Source organism: Ornithinibacillus contaminans (genome assembly GCF_001038425.2).
In the GTDB taxonomy this organism is placed as follows: domain Bacteria; phylum Bacillota; class Bacilli; order Bacillales; family Amphibacillaceae; genus Ornithinibacillus; species Ornithinibacillus contaminans.
On sequence record NZ_LDPV02000050.1, the window covers coordinates 146,051 to 167,157 of the forward strand.

The following is a 21,107-nucleotide window of genomic DNA, read 5'->3' on the forward strand; positions in this document are numbered from 1 at the left end:
CATTTGTACAACCTATGACTTTCTGATGATTACTGCTTAGCAATTATAGGCTACAATAATACTATGCATGGTGAGTCGTTAGGGTGGGATTTTCACTTTCCCTCTGGATACCAATTTCTATTGGTGAAAGGGGGGATGCCATTGGATTTTGTGATATCAGTTTTGATGTTGCTGTTAGCAGCAGGATCGTTTCTAATATCGTTGCTCGAGTTCATTCGGCAGTTAATTCAGGACATGATTAACAAGAAGTGAACCCCCACCCGTGACGGCTAATCACATTTTGGGTGAGGGTTCTCTGTTCATATCTACTTGTTAGATGTTCAGAGGGAATTCCGCGCCTGAACTTCTTAACCATGCAGGCCGGGGATGTGTAAAGCATCCTCGGTTCATATTATGCTATTTTGGGATTTATTATACATCGTGTGTTAGGTGCTGTCTACCTATGATCCGATCATTATTGAGGAGAAAATAGATGAACAAAGAATTATTAAAAGCAATCCAGTTACGAGAAAATGGAATGTTAAAGGAAGCTAACTCCTTACTTCTAGAATTAGTTCATACCTATCCAAGCGATGCCGAGATTCACTATCACTGTGCATGGAGCTTTGATGTGCTTGGGGAAGAAACGAAGGCAGTTCCTTACTATGAGAAAGCTATTGCGCTTGGACTATCCGATGATGCATTACAAGGTGCACTTTTAGGACTGGGTAGCACGTATCGAACAATTGGGGACTACGTGAGTTCAAAACGAGTTTTGAAAAAGCGTTGGAACAATTTCCAAGCAATCGAGCATACCACGTTTTCTACGCCATGACACTATATAATCTTCATGAACACGCAAAAGCAATGGAGCTACTACTAAACAACATAGCCGATTGCACCACAGATTCCAATATAAAATCATACGACAAAGCCATTCGATTTTATGCGGATAAACTTGATACCGTTTGGAAATAAAAGCAAGAGCCACTTGTTACATCGTACCAAGGTAGCTCTTGCTTTATTTATTTTACGAGCGATTCAGATGCCATTAAAAACCTTTGATAGCTTTCTTTCCCTAGCGTTTCTGGATTATTCCGAAAAAGCCGCTTAAACGTAATCTCCTTGGCCTCGTTAGCTGGACAGCTTTTGGCATTCATAATTAATTTCATATACGCTACGAAGTATTCCTCACTAAGTGCTCCTCCGCGATTTAGAATCATAATAATCCCTACTTTCTAGCTTAAAATCGTTTCTCGAAAAGAACCACGTCGCGCCAAATGCCGTCTAGTTGGCCGATTTTTTCTCGATAGCCAACTTCCCGAAAGCCAAATTTCTTATGCAATGCCATACTTGCCTCGTTTTCTGGAAAAATGCCGGATTGGAGCATCCAAAATCCACGTTCCTTTGCTTCATGAATAATGCAATCCATCAGCTTAGAACCTATTGCCTTTCCAGTAACAGCTGGATCGATATACACACTTACCTCGGCAACGCCGCGATAGACGGCACGTTTTGAATAAGCAGATAACGCTGCCCAGCCGACTACCTGTTCATCTATAACTGCCACAAAGCGACCATGCGCTAGATGGTTCCGGTTCCACTCTTCCCAAGTAGGGGCACTAGTTTCAAACGTCGCATTTCTTGTTTCCATTCCTTTTTCATAAATGCGAAGAACCGCTGGCCCGTCTTCTGCTTCCATCACGCGAACATTCACCTGATTCATCATACGGTTAGCATCCACAGCAGCTGTTGCTACTTCCATTTGAAGTCACGCCAATAATTTGAAACTCCTTTGGTGTTGGACTTACTTTACAAACACCTGTTTCCGGTAGCTTTAATTGAACCTTCGTAGCCGCTTCAATATCTCCGGCTAAATAAGCAACAATCGATCGAACTTGTTCATAGCCTGTCGTCAGTAAGAATGTTGGCGCACGTCCATAGCTTTTCACCCCAGCAATATAGAATCCTGGTTCCGGGTGCCGCAATTCTTTTTCACCATGAGGTCGCACTGTTCCACAGCTGTGAAGATTCGGGTCGATTAATGGTGCGAGTAACGGTGTGCTTTCTACTGCCGGATCATTGTCTAATCGTAATTCACTTACGTAAGAAAAGTCAGGTCTTGCCCCTGTATTCACAATAATTTCATCCACGCTCACTACTTCCGAGCCTTCTGTTGAACGGATTGTAAAGCTATTACCTTCCTCTATAATATCTTCCACATAAAATCCGGTGTAAGTCTCTACAATTCCATTATCTACGAGTTGATGTGTTTTGGTCCCGAGCGCACCACGTGCTGCTAGTGCATCGGCTTCTTCTCCACCAAACGCTTCTTGAACCTGTTGTTTTCGTACAATCCATGACAGCTTCGTTTCTGGATAGATTTCCTTTATTGCTGTTAAATCAATTAACGTGTTCAATGCGGAGTGTCCACTACCAATCACGGCAACATGTTTATTTTTAAATTTGTCTACTTCTTCTTTCACATTCGGGATAATCGTGGTTATGCGCTCTTTCCATTCATCCATCCGCCACACACCATCGGCAAATGGTGGGTTCGGGTTACTCCATGTTCCGCTCGCATCAATAACTGCCTTTGCCTCAACCTTTGTTACCTTACCATTTAATCGGTAATAAATAACAAACGGCGTTTCTTCCCGGAAAGTCGATTTCATCTTGTCTTTATTTTTTCGGGAAACTGCCATAACTTCTGCTTGATAGAGAATTTTCCCGGTGAACTGCGGAAGAGCTGACAGCGGCTCTAAGTAATCCTCCACTAGCTCCTTACCAGTAGGAAGCTTCTCTAGTTCTGGTTCTGTCCAGTCCGTTGTTTGTAACAGTTTCTTAGCTACGGCATCGATGTTAAATTCCCATGGTGAGAACAATTGCACATGTCCCCATTCGCGTATATGACTTGCTGCTTTCGTACCTCTCTCTAGTACGAGAAAATCTTCATTCCGATCATAAAGATGTGCAGCCGCTGCAAGCCCAACTGGCCCAGCACCAATGACAACAACAGGTAAATTATTCATCCAATACTCCTCCTAATTTGCACAACCACAAGAAGGGCGTGCCGTCTTTTTTGTATCCGCTTTACGGAATAAACAACATAATTCTTCAGACAAGATGCTATTCATCACTTCGTTGTTTATGGAATAGTAGTGCCATGTACCTTTCTTTTCCTGCAAAATAAGATTTGCCTGCAATAGGATTTTCAAGTGGTAGGAAAGCTTTGATTGCGCCATCTCCATTGCATCCATTAAGTCACATACACAAATAGCGTCTTCTGGTGAATCTGCCAATAAATTAAGTAGCTTTAACCTTTTTTCATCAGCCAGTGCTTTGAAAGTCTTTTCGTACTGTTTAAACGTAGATGTTATATCTGCCGATGCTGTTTGTGTAATCATGAAAACATCTCTCCTTTACATCAAACTTTTTTGATATTTTGATTATATATCAAATAATTTTGATATTCAAGTTAAACATCAACTTTTTTTGATATATTTTTAAAAAGGTCATTTTATACAACTGAAGAGCCAGGAACATAAGATAAAATCCGAATTTACGCGTACTACCCGCTTCGGGAATATACTCCGCTGAATTAAGGCATTGTTCGTAATTTTATCTTTTCATTTTACTTATGTCCAAGGCTCTTTCTCAAAGATTATTCAACTGTGATGACTGTCTGCTTATGTTCATGCATGTCATCTTTTCTAAAGTGAAGCTGTAGATTGTAGTCACCAGGTTCAGGGAATGTATAATCGACCGTATATTCCCCGGCTTCAGCTTCCGAAGCATCAACATATTCGTGCTTCTCTGCTCCTTCTTTCCAAATTTCGAATTGGACTTTTGCATCAGATACAGGTTCATCATTTAGTTGGATATGACTTGTTAACGTAACCTCTTCGTTTACCGCTACTGTTTCATCCGCCATGATATGGAGAACTAAGCCTTCCACAGAATGATGATGGTCATGTCCGGAATCTGCTTCACTGCCATGATCATGCTCTGCGTGCTCCTCGTGAGTTGCTTCCTCTCCGCCAATCACGAATTCCGTTTGCGGCATAACATGCATCTCTCTTGCGGTTACATGGGCAATTACATAGTAAGTCCCTGCTTCTTCTACGGTCTTTTCAATGGAATAAATCCCATCCGCTTGGAATTCACCCGGAATCAGTTCGTGCTCCTCATCGGATTGGCCCTCTTTCCAAAATTCGAATTCTACTTCATCGGCGTCGTTAACATTTTCTGATCCTTGCGTTACCGTAGCACTTATCGTAAATGTGTCCCCAAGCGCTATTTCGTCTGTCTCGGGGTCAAATTGAACGTCAACGTTTATCATTTCTGGAACATCATCACTCGACTCATCCGTAGCATTCGTATCTTCTTTTCCACATGCTGCTAACAACACGAGGATTAAACTGATAAGTAACAAACTAATATACGATTTTTTCATGTGCTTTTTCTCCTTATTTTGTCTGTTTTGAACAACAGACTTCATTCATGTTTTGTGATAGTACGCGAATTACTTCATTAAAAGAATACAATTCTCCACCGAATCCCTTTTGGAATCGCAAGGCCCTATCTTTTGAATCAAAAGCAAGAAGCTGTGGTTTACAACATTGAATATCTATTTCGGAATCCATTAAATAGACGGCTGTTTTAGCACTAATGGTTGTCCCGAGTAAAAAATCGGTACAGATGATTTGTGAAACACGATCGGAAACAGCCTCATATCGTAGCAATCCACAATGTGCACAACAGGCTTGCTCCACAGATTGATCATTCATAATCAGGTGAACATTGTGCCGCGTCTCAACCGTTTTAAAACAATATGTACATCGATTTGCTGCAATAGCAGGTGCTGTTGACGCAATCGCAATACCTTTAGAGGTTTTCGTTATCTTATTTTCTTCAATTAGCGGCTTAATATCGCGATATATCGTCATTTCGGAGACTTCGAGTCTGGAACTAATTTCCGATACACGAAGCGTTCCTTCTTCTTCTAACCAGGATAATAGCTGCTGTTGTCTTTCAACCGGTAACATGATTCCCCTCCATTTCCTACATTAATAACGCTTACGTCTATTAAATCATATCGACTATGAAAAATGTGAAAAAATGTTACTGTTTAACAAATCCGTCACATCTAGTCTTTGTATATGATACGGTTCACCATACCAAGACTACCTTTGTGACAGCCAATCATAATAAAGGCTGCTATTCCTTGATCAATACGAGGGGGTAAGATAACACTTGGGATATCCACAAATGTCATTCCTGTAGGCAAGCAGAAGGACAGGCTATAGGTTGAAACTATGCTATTAATCGGAGAAAAGAAGGCATCGAACAAAAGGAACGAACAGGCCGGCACTAGCACGTACATGCTTAAGTGTACAAACTTTTTTAGATTCCGTTTATGGGAATGAATAAGCGGGCGCCACATGTCCATTGCAAGAAAAAACATGAAGCCATGCAAGGAAGAACTAGTAAGCTGTAATTGTTCAAAGAGTTTAATTCCATACACACTATGTTCCAGTGTTAAAAGCATAGCAAATAGTATTAATGAGAGATAGGGAGTTAGTTGAAGAAGCAAATGAAAAGAAGGACGTTTAAATGCTTTTACGTTCACGTTAGGTAGGCCGAGCAATAGTAATGGGGGGATAACGAAAAAAAGCACGCTTATCTCAAGCATGTGGACACTGTAGACTAGCGGATACTTTTCTGTTAATGGATGCACAGCTATCGTGTATAACAGACTAATTCCAATGAGAAGGAACATAACTTTTTTGTACCAATTATGATACGTATAGCCATACTGAATGATAATGCTAGCGTAGGTACACATGAGCCTTGTAGTGATATTCTTACGATGCAATTACTCTCACCCACTTTAATCGATTTTGGAAAGAATCACATCATTTTATGAGCGCACACGGTTAATTATTACTTTTTGGAAGGAGAACAACTAGTGAGCAGGTTCGTTTATAGTTGTCAGAATATAAAATCCATATTACATTTATACTAGGACAGCGCCTTGCATTGTCCACACAACTTCATATCGGTTTACCGGTAAAAATGGTGTCTTTCATAGACTTAATAGGGAATCTGGTGAAATACCAGAACTGTACCCGCAACTGTAAGTGCTGATGAAATAAGAGTTATCCACTGTCTTAGGATGGGAAGGCTTAAAGTAGGATGAAGCACAAGTCAGGAGACCTGCCTTTTTATTTCGCATGATCTTCTTCGGGAGCTGAGAGGGTTAGTTAGTAGGTGTGTTTGTTAAACGATAGGTGATTTTTTATGGTCCATTATTCCCTGCGTTAGCTTATCTAACTATACGTCCAGCCTCTTTAGAGAGTGCTGGATTTTTTATTGGCCGCGAAGCTTTTGTATGAAGTCAATACGATCACTAATGAAAGTAGGCGTGTTATGGAAAGCTTATCAACCAATGTTTCACGAACCATTCAAACAAAACTTGTACTACCACCCGATACGAATCATTTAGGCACTATTTTTGGCGGAAAGGTTTTAGCTTATATTGATGAAATTGCGGCTATTGCAGCTATGAAGCACAGTCAGTGTGTCGTCGTTACCGCCTCCATTGATACTGTGAATTTTTTATCATCAGCACGGGTTGGCGATATTTTAACCTTGGAGGGTGTTGTTATTTCAACCGGAAGGACTTCAATGGAAGTGTATGTAAAAGTAGAATGTAAACACCTCGATACTGGTGAAACGAGTCTTACAACTACATCATTTCTAACAATGGTAGCAATTGACCAACAAGGTAATCCTGTTCCTGTTCCAGGTGTAGTTCCTGAATCAGAAATGGAAGAGGAATTATTTCAGCAGGCAACTAAACGGCGCAAGGAACGATCACGAGCGACTAGATAGAGTATCCGAAAAAATAAGAGGCTTGAGAATAATCTAATGGGATCTAGATAATTCCCATAGTAAATCACAACCAAAAACACAAAAAATCACATGATAATTCACAACAAAAGGAGCTTATTTAAATCAAGCCCCTTTTGTTATTTAGATACTATTCGTTTACATTATTTGATTTCCTAGTCAGTTTAAAAAGCAAATAAGTTGAGAAAAACAAGATAGTCCCCACCTCATTAAACTATATATACCTTTACTATTTCCGCAATAGAATTTACAGGATAAAAACCGCTAAGAAGTAGAGTTGGAAAAACCATAATCAGCAACATTACCTCTAATTATATTTTTCAATTTAGGGAACTTTAACACTCCAATAAGGGTTTGCAAAACAATAATAGATACCGATCCTAAAGTTTTATATTCAAAATTAATCAATTCAAACCAAAATATACTTAATGGGAACGTAAGAAGAATAGTTAACAAATAAGGAAAAGCTAAAACGATGTAGTATCCTATTCCTTTTCTATAAGTAAAAAAAGACTTCCACTTCGTTTCGTTCATATTAAAGACTTTTTTGATAATCAATATAAACAACAGAATTATACCAACAAAGAACACGGAAAATAAAGTTGCTATTAAAATGTATGATAAGATAAAGACAAGTAAGTCCAAGTTGCTGCCCCCTCTTTTTATAAAGAAAATTCCCTTCCATTAACAAAGAAAGTCATACTTCCGTCTTATAGTAAAGCACCCGTTACTTTAAATACAATTCTTCACAATATCTACCATTATTTTATCATATGATTCAGATAAATTTATTAATATGTCCTAACATTTACTTTCATTAGTTAAATTCATAACTTCATTCACAATGTTTTCGTACTATGATTCATATACAATATAGTTATTTCATTCTATGTAAATGGAAGTAGTGCTCCAATCTATTTAAAACCTTGTCATAATAAATAGCACCGTGAATCGGAATGAGAATCACCGTGCCATTTATTGTGTAAATGATAATATGTGCACCTCTAAACAGAGCGGGTCCCTTTAAGTATCAAGCCCTCTAATTCATCCTACCGCTTAAACACCCGGTCCCCATCATAACTATAAACCGTCAACTTATCATCCACATACGTCTCCATATAAACCTTCCTACCCCACAGCTGATAAATGTAAGGAAGCACATTTTCGAGATAATGTAGATCTAATTCCGTCCCTTCATACCCATGCACCAAATATAATTCCCCATTCCGCATGTAATCGCCATCCTCTACCGAGATATAAGGGAAACCACCATTGACACGCATGGAAACTAATTGGTCGCGAATATTTTCATAGTCCTTATCCGAAATCCGGTAATATGCCCCTTGTTTTTCAAAGAGGTACATATCCTCCTGCTGGACTAAGTCCTTCGTGAGGTAATTACGGATAAAGGAAATGTCGGATTCAATTTCGCGTACTTCAAAAATTTTATCACGACCAGAACCTGATTTCACACCTCGCAGCAGCATTTCTTCTGATGGGTTATTGTAGCGTTCTTCAATGTCCTCAAATATTTTCAGTCCTAAATAATATGGATTAATCTGTTGTTTCGATGGTTGGACGACAGCGGAATTTAGTTTAGCAAACTCGACTGTTTCATCCGAGGTGAGGTCTAGTTCCCGCATGATGCGTTGATGCCAGTAGGAAGCCCAGCCTTCATTCATGATTTTCGTTTCCAGTTGTGGCCAAAAATACAGCATTTCCTCCCGCATCATGGTGAGGATGTCACGTTGCCAGTCCTCTAGCTCTCTTGAGTAGTGCTCAATAAACAAGAGCAAATCCTTTTCCGGTCGGGGCGGGAATTTTTTCTTCTTCTTTGCCCTTGGTCGTGATTCTTCCCGTACCTCATCCATATCCCAGAGGTCATCATATGGCGACTGTGGTTTTTTCGTTTCTTCTTCCTCTTCATCCCACACATATTCTGGTAATTTGGGACGTACAATCGAAGGATCAATATGCTCTTGAATAGCTAAAACTGCATTCAAAAACTCTTCTACTTCCTCTTTTCCATGAATTAATTCATATTGCGCGATTCGCTCGGCAGTTGCTGTCATGCTTTCGACCATATCACGTCTCGTATTGGAGAAGCGAATATTATTCTTAAAGAAATCACAATGCGCAAGAACGTGCGCGATAATGAGTTTATTTTGAATCAAACTGTTTGTATTCAATAAAAAGGCATAGCAAGGATCGGAGTTAATAACTAACTCATAGATTTGGCTTAATCCTAAATCATATTGCAGCTTCATGCGATGAAATTGTTTACCAAAACTCCAATGCGAGAAACGAGTGGGCATCCCGTAAGCACCAAAGGTATAAATGATATCGGCAGGACATATCTCATAACGCATCGGATAAAAGTCTAAACCAAACCCGCTCGCGATTTCCGTTATCTCCTCAATGGCTTTGTTTAGCTCCTTTGTATCGGTCAACCTGATCCCTCCAATTTAGCTTTTTATAGTTTATGAGAAAAATAGAGAATGATGAACGGATAAAAGGAATAAACATAAATCGTAACGATTACTGTTTACAAATCGTAATCATTACGATATAATTCAAATTATCTTGAGAAAGGGAGAGATTTACCGTTGAAAAAAATTAGTATCATTATTGGGTTATTCGTTTTGGCCATCATTTTGAGCGCTTGTAATTCAGAAAGCACAACTTCCAGTTCGGATAATTCCAAAGGGGAGGACGTATTAACCATTTATACGTCCATTTATCCATTGAAGGATTTCACAGAAAAAATAGGTGGCGATTTTGTCCAAGTGGAAAGCATTATTCCTCCGGGTGCAGATAGTCATACATATGAACCGACTTCAAAGGAAATAATCGCTATCGCTAAAGGAGATGCTTTTATTTATAACGGTTTAGGTATGGAAGCATATGCAGAGACGATTCAAAGTACCCTTGAAAAAGAGGACATCCTAATGGTAGAAGCCGCCCACGGTGTCGAGACTATCGAACATACGCATGATCACAGTCATGGGGAAGAAGGTCATGATGAGGACGCTACTTCTGAAGAACATGACCATGATCATGAGCATGGTGAGGACGCTACTTCTGAAGAACATGACCATGATCACGAGCATGGTGAGGACGCTACTTCCGAAGAGCATGACCATGATCACGAGCATGGTGAGGACGCTACTTCTGAAGAACATGACCATGATCACGAGCATGGTGAGGACGCTACTTCCGAAGAGCATGACCATGATCATGAGCATGGTGAGGACGCTACTTCTGAAGAACATGACCATGATCACGAGCATGGTGAGGACGCTACTTCTGAAGAACATGACCATGATCACGAGCATAGCCATGGTGATAAGGATCCACATATTTGGTTAGATCCATATCGTGCCATTACACTTGCTGAAAATATTAAAGACGCACTAATTGAATTAAAACCAGAAGAAAAAGATACATTTGAGAAAAACTTTGAAACTTTGAAAGCTGACCTGGAAGCATTAGATTCTGAGTTTCATACCGTAATAGATTCAAAGGAACATCCAGAAATGATTGTTTCGCATGCTGCTTACGGTTATTGGGAACAAAGCTATGGCATCACGCAAATTCCAATAGCTGGTCTATCGCCAAGTGAGGAGCCATCACAATCCGAGTTAACTGAAATTGTTCAGCTAGCAAAGGATCACAACATTGGCTATATTATCTTTGAATATAATGTAACGCCAAGAGTGGCTGAAATCATTCGCGAGGAAATTAATGCAGAGCCAATGTACTTGCATAACTTAGAAACATTAACTGAAGATGACATCGCAAATGATGAAGACTACTTCAGTTTAATGAAAGCTAATCTTGAAACACTAGACAAAGTCTTGCAATAGGAAAAAAGCATTTGGAGTGCGTCTCCAAATGCTTTTTCCTTTAAGCTGATGTAACCATCACTTTACACATATTATTTGTAAACTCAACTGGATCCTCAATCGGAAGCCCTTCTATTAACAAGGCCTGATTAAATAGAATATTCGTGTATAGATTTAATTTGTCTTTATCTGATTCAAAGGCATCCTTCAATGTTTGGAAAACCTCATGGGATGGATTAATCTCAAGCACCTTGTCCGCCTTAATGCTTTGATTATCTGGCATCGCGTTGATGACTTTTTCCATTTCAATGGAGATTTCACCATCTGCCGTTAAGCAAACAGGATGTGACTTCAAGCGTTTCGATACGCGAACTTCTTTTACCTTGCCAGCAAGTTGTTCCTTCATATAGTCGAATAACGCTTTATTCTCTTCAGTTGTTTCTGCATCGGCTGCTTTTTCATCCTCAGATTCAATTCCTAAATCATTGCTTGATACGGATTTGAATTCTTTTTCGTCATAATTCATTAGCACTCGAATTGCGAACTCATCAATTTCCTCTGTGAAATATAAAATTTCATAACCTTTATCCGCTACAAGCTCTGTTTGTGGTAGCTTTTCAATGCGTTCGATGGAGTCACCTGTTGCATAATAAATATACTTTTGATCCTCTGGCATTCTCTCCACATATTCTGCCAAGGTGACAAGCTTCTTGTCTTTGGAAGAATAGAACATCACTAAATCTTTCAAGACATCTTTATTAGCACCAAATTCGTTATAGATACCGAATTTTAATTGTCTGCCAAAGGCATTATAGAATTTTTCATAGTTTTCCCGTTCGTCTCGCTGTAAGTTCAGTAGTTGCGTCTTAATTTTCTTAGTGATATTTTTTTCGATTAGCTTCAGCTGTCTATCATGCTGCAGCATTTCTCGGGAAATATTTAGCGACAGATCTTCAGAATCGACAAGCCCTTTTACAAAGCTAAAGTGATCTGGGATTAGGTCAGAACATTTTTCCATGATCAACACGCCATTCGAATAAAGCTCAAGTCCTTTTTCATAGTCTTGTGAGTAGTAATCAAATGGACGGTTTTCCGGAATATAAAGGATCGCATTGTAACGGATTGTACCATCTACACTTAAGTGAATATGCTTTAAAGGCTTATCAAATCCATAGCGTTTTTCCCGGTAAAAATTCTCATAATCCTCATCGGTTAGTTCACTCTTATTCTTCTTCCAAATTGGAACCATGCTGTTAATGGTTTCTTCTTCGATGTAGTCGACATAGTCGTCACTGTCTTCTTCTTTCTTGCTCTTGGTAACATCCATTTTGATTGGATAACGAATAAAATCGGAATATTTCTTCACGACTTCTTTTAATCGATATTCTTCTAAGTACTCGTCATACTGCTCGTCTTCGGTATTTTCTTTCAGTTTAAGTGTGATTTCGGTTCCAACGGTTGCCTTTTCCGCTGGCTCGATTGTATACCCTTCTGATCCAGTGGATTCCCACTTAAATGCTTCCTCGCTTCCGAGGGCTTTGCTGACTACTGTCACAACATCAGCTACCATAAACGCAGCATAGAATCCAACACCAAATTGCCCAATTATATCATGGCCATCTTTAATTTCATTTTCGCTCTTAAAATTAAACGATCCGCTCTTGGCAATCGTTCCTAGGTTTTTTTCAAGCTCGTCCTGTGTCATACCGATACCAGTATCAATAAGTTTCAGGGTCCGGTCAGCCTTGTTCGGGACAATTTTTATATAATAATCCGCTTGATTAAATGTTAACGAATCATCGGTTAGTGCTTTGTAGTAGATTTTATCAATCGCATCACTTGCATTGGAAATCAACTCACGCAAAAATACTTCTCGTTGTGAGTATATGGAGTTGATCATTAGATCCAATAATCGTTTGGACTCCGCTTTAAACTTCCTTTTTCCCATGTAACCCATCTCCTTTAGTCCTGATTTTCTTATATGCTTATTCTCATTTTAGCACTCTGTCATATAGAGTGCTAATCTCTATCATTTTTTTATCATATCTATTTTGGTTGTGTCAATTGGAAAGCTAATAGACCTAAATGCCTCGCATATTTCCCGTCAAATATGGAAAATGTAAAGGCAGGAGGGATGATATGGACCATCAGTTTTTATCGGTTGAGGAATTTAACGCTTTATTTCAGCAGTGGAGCGGACAAAAGGTAAAAATCACAAAGCACGAAATGGATGATATCGATCAAACCATTATGACCCTACAGCAAATATCCTATGACCAGAACACAAGAAGAATTGATGACTATGTACCGAAGCATAGCTTGCTGTTACATGGTGGTGGGCAGATTGAGACATTGGCAGCCATGAGTGAACAGCCGCTTCCATCACCAGTCTATGAAATACCACTTCAAGACAGTACGCTGTATGAATATGATGGGCAGAAATTTTTCATTACAACAGAACGTGGTGTATATAAAATCGAGCTCGCGAATTCATAATGAGCACAAGAAAATCCCCAATGGTTGTAACTATAACACAACCATTGGGGATTTCTTCTACACTTACACAACGGCAGCTTCTCGCTGGAAAAAGTTTTTCATTGCGTGATAGACGTCGCGTTTTTCCTTTAAAATAAAATGGCGGAATTTCGGATCTTCAATGGAATGATAAGCGCGCATCAGGGTGGAGTGGCGATTATAAATGTTGACCTCTGCATAGCCAAACATATTGGATACATCCATAATGTCGCTAACCAGCCGGATACATTTCGGATTGTCAGACGTAATATTTTCACCATCTGAGAAATGAAATGGATAAATATTATAGCGGGATGGATGATAGTGTTCATCGATTAGCTCGATTGCTTTGGCATAGGCCGAGGAGCAAATCGTCCCTCCGCTTTCTCCTTTTGAAAAAAATTCTTCTTCTGTTACAACTTTTGCTTCTGTATGATGAGCAATAAAAGCAATTTCCACCTGTTCATATTGGGTTTTTAAAAAGCGCGTCATCCAGAAGAAGAAGCTTCTTGCCATATATTTTTCAAATGAACCCATTGATGCGCTTGTATCCATCATTGCCAGTACGACTGCCTTCGATTCAGGCTTGATGACTTCATTCCACGTTTTGAACCGTAAATCATCATTGTAAATCGGCGTGATTCCTGGTCTTCCTTCTCGTGCATTTCGCTTAATGGCCGTTAGGATGGTTCGTTTTTTATCGATATTTCCCATTAAGCCTTTTTTACGGACATCATTAAATTCCGTATCCTCGGTTATAATTTCTGCTTGTTCTTTTTCTTGTAAATCCGGTAACTCCAGTTCTTTAAATAGGGCTTCCTCTAGCTCTGCTAATGATACCTCCGCCTCATAGTAGTCACTTCCAGGCTGTTCTCCTGCCTTCTTTCCATCGCCAGGGCTTTTGTTTTGTCCCTTCGCATTAGGATCTCTTCCGACTACATCTCCTACTTTACTGTCTCCGTTTCCTTGCCCTACATGCTTCGATTTGTTGTAATTATAACGAATCTTATACTCATCCAATGAACGGATGGGAATCTTTACGACATCCTGCCCATTCGACATCACGATGCTTTCTTCACTGATTAAATCAGGTAAATTGTTCGTAATGGCTTCCTTTACTTTGTCCATGTGACGTTGTTGATCTTGAAAGCCTTTGCGATGGAGGGACCAGTTTTCCTCGGAGACAACAAAGCTGTGTTTACCTTCCTGCATACCTTCCCCTCCTATACAGTTTTTTAGAAAAACGCCCATTCGCTAAGTGCTAGCGAGTGGTTAGTTTTCCTTATGCCAGCAGGAAAGTTGTTATGCTTTCCTATTGGCTAAACATGTCGCAGCCTTTGTCAGAAGATTACGATACGTTTCTCTATCATATGCAGCTAGGCGCATAATATTGCACTTTCCTTTGAAAATTGGGATTACAAAAAAGTAACAAGATTAGCATTTTCACTAATCCTGTTACCCTCAATTTGTATAATTATCGATTCAGCAAACTACCGACATATCGCAACAACTCATTCGCCGAAACCGAATTATAGCCGTGTTCATCTATCAATCTAGCAATGACTTCATTAATTTTCTTCAGCTGTGATTCATCCGGTGTCTTGGATGAGGTTGTAATTTTGACAACATCCTTTAAATCTGCAAATAATTTCTTCTGAATTGCTTCGCGTAGCCGCTCGTGTGAGTTGTAGTCGAATCGCTTCCCCTTCCGTGCGTAAGCAGAGATTCGGATTAAAATTTCTTCCCGGAAGGATTTCTTCGCGTTTTCTGAGATGCCAATTTGCTCTTCGATGGAGCGCATTAGTTTTTCATCTGGGTTCATTTCTTCCCCAGTTAGTGGGTCACGTAATTTATTTTTATTACAGTATGCTTCAACGTTATCTAAATAATTGTCCATAAGTGATTTGGCTGATTCCTCATAGGAGTAAACAAATGCTTTTTGTACTTCTTTTTTCGCAATGTCATCGTATTCACGTCTTGCGATGGCAATATAATTCATATATTTTTCCTTATCTTCGTCAGAAATCGAGGCATGCTGATCTAGCCCTTCTTTTAAGGAACGCAAGACATCTAACGCATTAATGGAAGGCACTTCTTTCCGGATGATCGCGGACGAAATACGGTTAATCACATACCTCGGGTCAATTCCGTCCATCCCCTCAACCGGGAATTCCTTCTTCAATTCCTCCACATCGAGCTGATTAAAGCCTTCTACACTTTCCCCGTCATAAAGCCGCATTTTTTTAAGAAGATCCATACCTTGTTTCTTCGAGTCTTCTAGTCTCGTTAAAACAGAGAAGATCGCTGCGACTCGAAGGGCGTGAGGGGCAATATGAACATCGGCAATATCGCTTTGCTTGATCATTTTTTCATAGATTCGTTCTTCTTCACTTACGCGTAAATTATATGGAATGGGCATCACAATAATTCGAGAGTGTAACGCTTCATTCTTTTTATTGGAAATAAAAGAGCGATATTCGGATTCATTCGTATGGGCGATGATAAGCTCATCTGCTGAGATTAGCGCAAATCTTCCCGCTTTAAAGTTCCCTTCTTGGGTTAGGGAAAGCAGATGCCATAGGAACTTCTCATCACACTTCAGCATCTCCTGAAACTCCATCATCCCGCGATTAGCTTTATTTAATTCGCCATCAAAACGGTATGCCCGTGGATCGGATTCCGATCCATATTCGGCAATCGTTGAGAAATCAATACTCCCGGTAAGGTCAGCAATATCCTGTGATTTCGGATCTGATGGACTAAATGTTCCAATTCCGACTCGTTTATCCTCGGAAAAAAAGATACGTTCCACCATAACATCCTCCACACGGCCTCCATAATCCTTTTCCAGTCTCATCGTATTTAATGGGGATAGACTTCCTTCAATGCGGATGCCGTATTCATGATAGAAATCCTCACGCAAATGCTGCGGAATGAGGTGTAGGGGGTCTTCATGCATTGGGCAGCCCTTGATGGCATAGACAGCACCTTCATCGGTTCTTGAGTACTGTTCCAGTCCGCGCTTGAGCATGGTTACGATGGTTGATTTACCACCGCTGACAGGTCCCATTAATAATAGAATCCGTTTCTTCACATCCAGCCTTTTCGCTGCCGGGTGAAAATATTCCTCTACCAATCGTTCAATCGCCTCTTCTAATCCAAAAATCTCTTCCCCAAAAAATTGATACATTTTCCTATTATTTCTCTCTGTGACGCCCGCAGCTTTAATCATATTGTACATACGTGAATGTGCTGTTTGGGCAACTTCTGGCCTTTCCTTCACGATTTCCAGGTACTCCGCGAATGTACCCTCCCACTTCAATTGTTTCTCTTCCTCACGATAGCTTTTTACCTTATTTAGAATATCCATGTTTGTCTTCCCTCCATCTAGGACGCGGTTTATATAGCTTATGCGTGAGGTCGCATCGTGATGCCGACAAGTTTAGACGTTGCATGGATGCAGCCAGTCCCCCGGGCTTCTATGGTACATTTTGTGTTGCTGTTTTGCCTGAAATGTCCTTGATAGAGGTTCTATGGTACATTTTGCGCTGCTTTTTTGCTTGAAATGTCCTTGATAGTGGTTCTATGGTACATTTTGCGCTGCTTTTTTGCTTGAAATGTCCTTGATAGAGGTTCTATGGTACATTTTGCGCTGCTTTTTGGCCTGGAATGTCCCTGAAAGTGGTTCTATGGTACATTTTGCGCTGCTTTTTGGCCTGGAATGCCCTTGAAGGAGGTTCTATAGTACACTTTGCGCTGCTTTTTGGCCTGGAATGTCCTTGATGGAAGTTCTATAGTACATTTTGCGCTGCTTTTTGGGCTGAAATGTCCTTGATAGAGGTTCTATGGTACATTTTGCGCTGCTTTTTGGCCTGGAATGTCCTTGATAGAGGTTCTATGGTACATTTTGTACTGCTTTTCACTCGTTAATGTCCCTGAGCGATGTTATCAGGGACATTCTGCATCACTTTTTAATCGATAATGTCCTTGAGGAGCATTCTCTGAGACATGTCATCATTATTTCTCCCTCCATCTGTACCAGAGGGCCAAGGCAAAACCCTAAGGCATGCCCATCCAACGGATAGATACTATTTTTCTAAGAAAATTTTTACCAGATGGTGTATAATAGAAACGGTTATATACTGAACTGGTATTGTGGAATGCCTTATAAATATTTAGTACCAAGTAGAAAGTGAGCGATTTTTTCATGGGACGTAAATGGAATAATATTAAAGATAAGAAGGCAGAAAAGGATAAAAACACGAGTCGAATTTATGCTAAATTCGGTCGTGAAATTTATGTTGCTGCTAAGCAAGGGGAGCCTGATCCGGAGGCAAACCAAGCATTAAAAGTTGTCTTAGAGCGTGCTAAAACATACAGTGTGCCAAAGCATATTATTGAAAAGGCGATTGAAAAAGCAAAAGGTGGCGGCGAGGAAAGCTATGACGAGCTTCGTTATGAAGGATTCGGACCAAGTGGCTCCATGATTATCGTGGATACGTTAACGAATAATGTGAACCGCACCGCTTCTGAAGTACGTGCTGCTTTCGGTAAAAATGGCGGAAACATGGGTGTGAGTGGTTCTGTTGCCTATATGTTTGATTCAACTGCCGTATTTGGTGTTGAAGGAAAATCAGCTGACGAAGTATTAGAGCTTTTAATGGAAGCTGATATTGATGTACGTGACGTACTTGAGGAAGATGAAACGGTTATTGTTTATGCAGAGCCAGATCAATACCATGCCGTACAGGAAGCATTTAAAAATGTTGGCATTACCGAATTCTCAGTTGCTGAGTTAACGATGTTACCACAAAACGAGGTAGCACTTGATGGCGATTCACAAGCACAATTTGAAAAGCTAATCGATGTATTAGAAGACTTGGAAGATGTGCAACAGGTCTACCACAATGTAGATTTAGCGTAAATACTATTAATGGAAGCAGTCCTTGTGGAAAATGGACTGCTTTTTGTTTGGGAAAATACTCCTATGCATTACTAAAAAAATAGTGCTGACGCACCCCGAATTGATAAATTATTCTGATAACAATTAACATTCCCTTCACACTCGCTTAACGATAGGTCTGTACAATAAAAATCGTAGTAAATAAATCAAGCGAGGTGATTGTGTTGAAGCTTAAAAAATTCTTATTAACATTGTTATTAATGGTGCTTTCAACAGGAGTATTGTTTGGATGTGCAGCAGATGACGAAGAGGATCCAGCAACAAACGATGACTCTACCGAGCAACAAGACACTGGTGATACGGAAGAAGATCAAGAATAAGTACATGAAAAGAGCCTTCCTTGGAGGGCTCTTCTTTTAATCGTGATTTGTACGAATGCGCTAAAAAACAGAACGTTTTACAGGGTTTTATAGCCTACTCGTAAATCCTTACTATTTTTCCAATTAATTAAAATGGGCTTACCCTTACCGCTCAAGTGACAAACCTCTGGCATACTCTAGTTAAAAAGCGGAGGAATGCACATGTTTTATTACCAATATTATGTTCCACAATTTGTACCGGTACCTGTCCCATATTACGGGGAGCCATTATATACCGATATGAGACAACGACCTACGACCCAGCAAGTATTACAGACGATTAACTCACAGCACAGCAATCTATATACCCAGCTTACAAATGCGGGGATGAATCGGCAGGTTGCGCAATATATCTTTTCCCTTATGGTGAACTATACGCTCACACAGGCAAATACGAATCAATCTGCAGCGCAAATCTATAGTCAATTCCAACGACAGGTTCCTTGGTTTAACGCTATTTTCGGGCAAGCGAATGTCTCTCAAAGCGTTGCCGACCAAGTAATGCGAAGGGTTATCCAGGTTGTATTAGATCTATTAGCTGGCGGAGGCACAACTCCTGCACCAAGTCCTAGTCAAGGCTGGTCTAGCTGGGAAGACTTAGGTGGTACGATCACAGGAGCACCCGCTGTTTCCTCTTGGTCCGCGAATCGTTTAGATGTATTTGCTCGTGGTACCGATAATGCGCTTTACCACAAATGGTGGGATGGCTCTCGTTGGAATGATTGGGAAAACCTTGGTGGCACCTTAACGAGCGCACCTGCAGCTGTCTCTTGGGGACCGAACCGGATTGATGTGGTTGGCAGAGGAACCGATAATGCACTTTACCATAAATGGTGGGATGGTTCCCGTTGGAGTGATTGGGAAAATCTTGGCGGCACCTTAACTAGTGGTCCAGCTGTCTCCTCGCGCCGGGGAAATCAGTTAGATGTTTTTGTTCGCGGAACTGGAAATAGACTATATAAGCGGACATGGAATGGTACCCGTTGGGAGGATTGGGAAGATCTTGGTGGAAACTTAAACTCTGAGCCTGCCGTTGTTTCCTGGGGACCAAACCGGATTGATGTGTTTGCAAGAGGACAAAGTAATGATCTCATCCACAGATGGTGGGACGGCTCTCGTTGGAGTAACTGGGAAAGCCTCGGTGGTACTTTAACTAGCGCACCAACTGTTTCCTCACGCCGTGCAAACCAATTGGATGTTTTTGCACGTGGTAGTGGTAATCGATTGTATAAGCGGACATGGAACGGCTCTCGTTGGGAAGACTGGCAAAACCTTGGCGGGAACTTAAACTCCGCACCAGCCGCGGTTTCCTGGGGTCCAAACCGAATTGACGTCTTTGCAAGCGGACAAAACCGGTCGCTAATCCATTCTTATTGGGGTAGATAATCGTTATACCTCGTAAAAAAGATCTGTTTTATAAAAAGTGAACCCCACCCTTTTGTGGACTAAATCAAAAGGGTGGGGTTCTTTCCTCGTGTTCAGGAGGTAATCCACCCAACCACCAGTAGTATTCCAAACCGGGAATGTTCACGCATTCTCGATTCTACCATCAAATCACTTATTCTAAATAATGATCTTTCAGTAGCTCAATCTCTTCCTCTGATAATCCAATTCCATCTCTTATGTAGGAGTCAAAGGTATCATATTGACGCTCGATTTCATGGAATAACTCCCGGATGTATTCGATTCGTGCTTCATATAATGCCGCTACAATTTCTTTATCAATGACATCTGGTAACGTATATCCGATTGCTTTAAATCCTGCCTCAACTTCAGCTAACACGTTATTGGTCATGAGATAATCTTCCTCTATTATTTCACGGGGTACTTCTAGTAAACTAAGTAATAACGCCGCGAACGAGCCTGTTCTATCCTTTCCTGCCATGCAGTGGAACAGCATCGGCTTTCCAGGAGAATCGAGCAATACTTGAAAAATCTTTCGGAAACCTGTTGTATTAGAAACTAACTTCCGGTTTAGGGAGAGCAGCATTTCCCCGGGCTTACTATTTAAAAGCTGCTGTTCAAAATGATTAAGATCCCCTGGTTGGCGCACGACGCCCTCATCTTGAATTAAAGAAATGTGATGCCACTTTATTCCTTCCATTTCAGGGTCCGGATGCCTCGACACTTCATCAAGGTCTCGCAAATCACAAATATTCTTAATCGCTAATCCCTTTAAAACTTCTATATCCGCTTCTGTTAACCGACTTAAATTACCCGCTCGAAACAGCATTCCCTTTTTTACACGGCGTCCAGAAGCTGTTTCGTATCCGCCTAATTCACGAAAATTAAAAGTACCCGCTAATTGTGTCGCTTGTAAAACTTGTTTCATCTCATCTCCCCATTCCCTTGATACTTGTTTTCCATTATACAAGATTAGCAGATGAAATGGCTTAAAGAACTATCTTCCGTTATAAATCCATAGACCAAATTTCTGTTAGAGATATTCCTCCTCAGAGAGCTGTTAGTAATTTAAATTACTCTAAAACGTAACTATTAGTTGCTTTGGAACGTAATATATATTATCATACA

20 protein-coding genes, 1 pseudogene and 1 riboswitch are annotated in these 21,107 nt (G+C 40.3%); of the genes and pseudogenes, 8 read left to right on the forward strand and 13 right to left on the reverse strand.

All coding sequences use genetic code 11. The features are described from left to right. Positions 1-141: 141 nt before the first annotated feature. Together JF53_RS17900 and JF53_RS13930 are read left to right on the forward strand one after the other, a co-directional pair. Positions 142-252, forward strand: coding sequence for a putative holin-like toxin (locus tag JF53_RS17900; protein WP_236686957.1), 111 nt, complete (start codon positions 142-144; stop codon positions 250-252). A gap of 220 nt (positions 253-472) precedes the next feature. Continuing rightward, positions 473-957 (forward strand): annotated as a pseudogene (locus JF53_RS13930) (tetratricopeptide repeat protein). 47 nt (positions 958-1,004) lie between these two features. Here the strand turns inward: JF53_RS13930 and JF53_RS13935 are convergent. The 7 genes from JF53_RS13935 to JF53_RS13965 form a co-directional block, all read right to left on the reverse strand. Next, positions 1,005-1,202 carry a hypothetical protein gene (locus tag JF53_RS13935; protein WP_047980293.1) on the reverse strand — a complete coding sequence of 66 codons (198 nt, stop codon included), beginning with the start codon at positions 1,200-1,202 and terminating at the stop codon, positions 1,005-1,007. 20 nt (positions 1,203-1,222) lie between these two features. Continuing rightward, complete coding sequence (locus tag JF53_RS13940; RefSeq protein ID WP_269083307.1) at positions 1,223-1,744, reverse strand: GNAT family N-acetyltransferase; 522 nt, start codon at positions 1,742-1,744, stop codon at positions 1,223-1,225. After that, positions 1,713-3,011 (reverse strand): NAD(P)-binding domain-containing protein, encoded by a 1,299-nt coding sequence (locus tag JF53_RS13945; protein ID WP_047980292.1) that lies wholly within the window; start codon positions 3,009-3,011, stop codon positions 1,713-1,715. Before JF53_RS13945 ends, JF53_RS13940 begins: the two co-directional genes overlap by 32 nt. A gap of 12 nt (positions 3,012-3,023) precedes the next feature. After that, on the reverse strand, positions 3,024-3,386 hold the full coding sequence (locus tag JF53_RS13950) for an ArsR/SmtB family transcription factor (RefSeq protein WP_047980291.1): 363 nt from the start codon (positions 3,384-3,386) through the stop codon (positions 3,024-3,026). A 257-nt stretch (positions 3,387-3,643) separates the two neighbouring features. Next, positions 3,644-4,435 carry a FixH family protein gene (locus JF53_RS13955; protein ID WP_047980290.1) on the reverse strand — a complete coding sequence of 264 codons (792 nt, stop codon included), beginning with the start codon at positions 4,433-4,435 and terminating at the stop codon, positions 3,644-3,646. A 13-nt stretch (positions 4,436-4,448) separates the two neighbouring features. Continuing rightward, positions 4,449-5,027 carry a DeoR family transcriptional regulator gene (locus tag JF53_RS13960; RefSeq protein ID WP_047980289.1) on the reverse strand — a complete coding sequence of 193 codons (579 nt, stop codon included), beginning with the start codon at positions 5,025-5,027 and terminating at the stop codon, positions 4,449-4,451. 101 nt (positions 5,028-5,128) lie between these two features. Next, positions 5,129-5,857 carry a cytochrome c oxidase assembly protein gene (locus JF53_RS13965; protein WP_047980288.1) on the reverse strand — a complete coding sequence of 243 codons (729 nt, stop codon included), beginning with the start codon at positions 5,855-5,857 and terminating at the stop codon, positions 5,129-5,131. Between the two features lie 184 nt (positions 5,858-6,041). After that, a riboswitch (cobalamin riboswitch) is annotated at positions 6,042-6,220 on the forward strand. Positions 6,221-6,411: 191 nt separating this feature from the next. On the opposite strand from JF53_RS13965, the gene JF53_RS13970 reads away from it, so the two are divergent. Further along, positions 6,412-6,876 carry an acyl-CoA thioesterase gene (locus JF53_RS13970; RefSeq protein ID WP_047980287.1) on the forward strand — a complete coding sequence of 155 codons (465 nt, stop codon included), beginning with the start codon at positions 6,412-6,414 and terminating at the stop codon, positions 6,874-6,876. Positions 6,877-7,158: 282 nt separating this feature from the next. Here JF53_RS13970 and JF53_RS13975 read toward each other — a convergent pair whose 3' ends face one another. Together JF53_RS13975 and JF53_RS13980 are read right to left on the reverse strand one after the other, a co-directional pair. After that, positions 7,159-7,539, reverse strand: coding sequence for a hypothetical protein (locus tag JF53_RS13975; protein WP_047980286.1), 381 nt, complete (start codon positions 7,537-7,539; stop codon positions 7,159-7,161). 404 nt (positions 7,540-7,943) lie between these two features. Then, positions 7,944-9,344: a SpoVR family protein gene (locus tag JF53_RS13980; RefSeq protein ID WP_047980285.1), complete on the reverse strand. Its 1,401-nt coding sequence runs from the start codon at positions 9,342-9,344 to the stop codon at positions 7,944-7,946. Positions 9,345-9,500: 156 nt separating this feature from the next. Between JF53_RS13980 and JF53_RS13985 the strand changes: the two genes are divergently transcribed. Continuing rightward, a complete protein-coding gene (locus tag JF53_RS13985) occupies positions 9,501-10,760 on the forward strand; it encodes a metal ABC transporter solute-binding protein, Zn/Mn family (protein ID WP_047980284.1) in 1,260 nt (419 codons plus the stop codon). 40 nt (positions 10,761-10,800) lie between these two features. Here JF53_RS13985 and htpG read toward each other — a convergent pair whose 3' ends face one another. Next, complete coding sequence (gene htpG / locus JF53_RS13990) at positions 10,801-12,687, reverse strand: molecular chaperone HtpG (protein WP_047980283.1); 1,887 nt, start codon at positions 12,685-12,687, stop codon at positions 10,801-10,803. Positions 12,688-12,878: 191 nt separating this feature from the next. Here htpG and JF53_RS13995 point away from each other — a divergent pair, with 191 nt between their 5' ends. Continuing rightward, on the forward strand, positions 12,879-13,235 hold the full coding sequence (locus JF53_RS13995; protein WP_047980282.1) for a hypothetical protein: 357 nt from the start codon (positions 12,879-12,881) through the stop codon (positions 13,233-13,235). A 63-nt stretch (positions 13,236-13,298) separates the two neighbouring features. Here JF53_RS13995 and yhbH read toward each other — a convergent pair whose 3' ends face one another. Together yhbH and JF53_RS14005 are read right to left on the reverse strand one after the other, a co-directional pair. Further along, entirely contained in the window at positions 13,299-14,465 is a 1,167-nt protein-coding gene (gene yhbH, locus JF53_RS14000) for a sporulation protein YhbH (RefSeq protein WP_047980281.1), read from the reverse strand. Positions 14,466-14,727: 262 nt separating this feature from the next. Next, positions 14,728-16,623 carry a PrkA family serine protein kinase gene (locus JF53_RS14005; RefSeq protein ID WP_047980280.1) on the reverse strand — a complete coding sequence of 632 codons (1,896 nt, stop codon included), beginning with the start codon at positions 16,621-16,623 and terminating at the stop codon, positions 14,728-14,730. Positions 16,624-17,460: 837 nt separating this feature from the next. On the opposite strand from JF53_RS14005, the gene JF53_RS14010 reads away from it, so the two are divergent. The 3 genes from JF53_RS14010 (at position 17,461) to JF53_RS14015 (ending at position 19,961) form a co-directional block, all read left to right on the forward strand. Continuing rightward, entirely contained in the window at positions 17,461-18,177 is a 717-nt protein-coding gene (locus JF53_RS14010; protein ID WP_047980279.1) for a YebC/PmpR family DNA-binding transcriptional regulator, read from the forward strand. Positions 18,178-18,380: 203 nt separating this feature from the next. Next, positions 18,381-18,536 carry a hypothetical protein gene (locus JF53_RS17560; protein WP_157052532.1) on the forward strand — a complete coding sequence of 52 codons (156 nt, stop codon included), beginning with the start codon at positions 18,381-18,383 and terminating at the stop codon, positions 18,534-18,536. A 201-nt stretch (positions 18,537-18,737) separates the two neighbouring features. After that, positions 18,738-19,961 (forward strand): DUF346 domain-containing protein, encoded by a 1,224-nt coding sequence (locus JF53_RS14015; protein WP_047980278.1) that lies wholly within the window; start codon positions 18,738-18,740, stop codon positions 19,959-19,961. 172 nt (positions 19,962-20,133) lie between these two features. Here JF53_RS14015 and JF53_RS14020 read toward each other — a convergent pair whose 3' ends face one another. After that, entirely contained in the window at positions 20,134-20,907 is a 774-nt protein-coding gene (locus tag JF53_RS14020; protein WP_053071854.1) for a tyrosine-protein phosphatase, read from the reverse strand. Positions 20,908-21,107 lie beyond the last annotated feature (200 nt).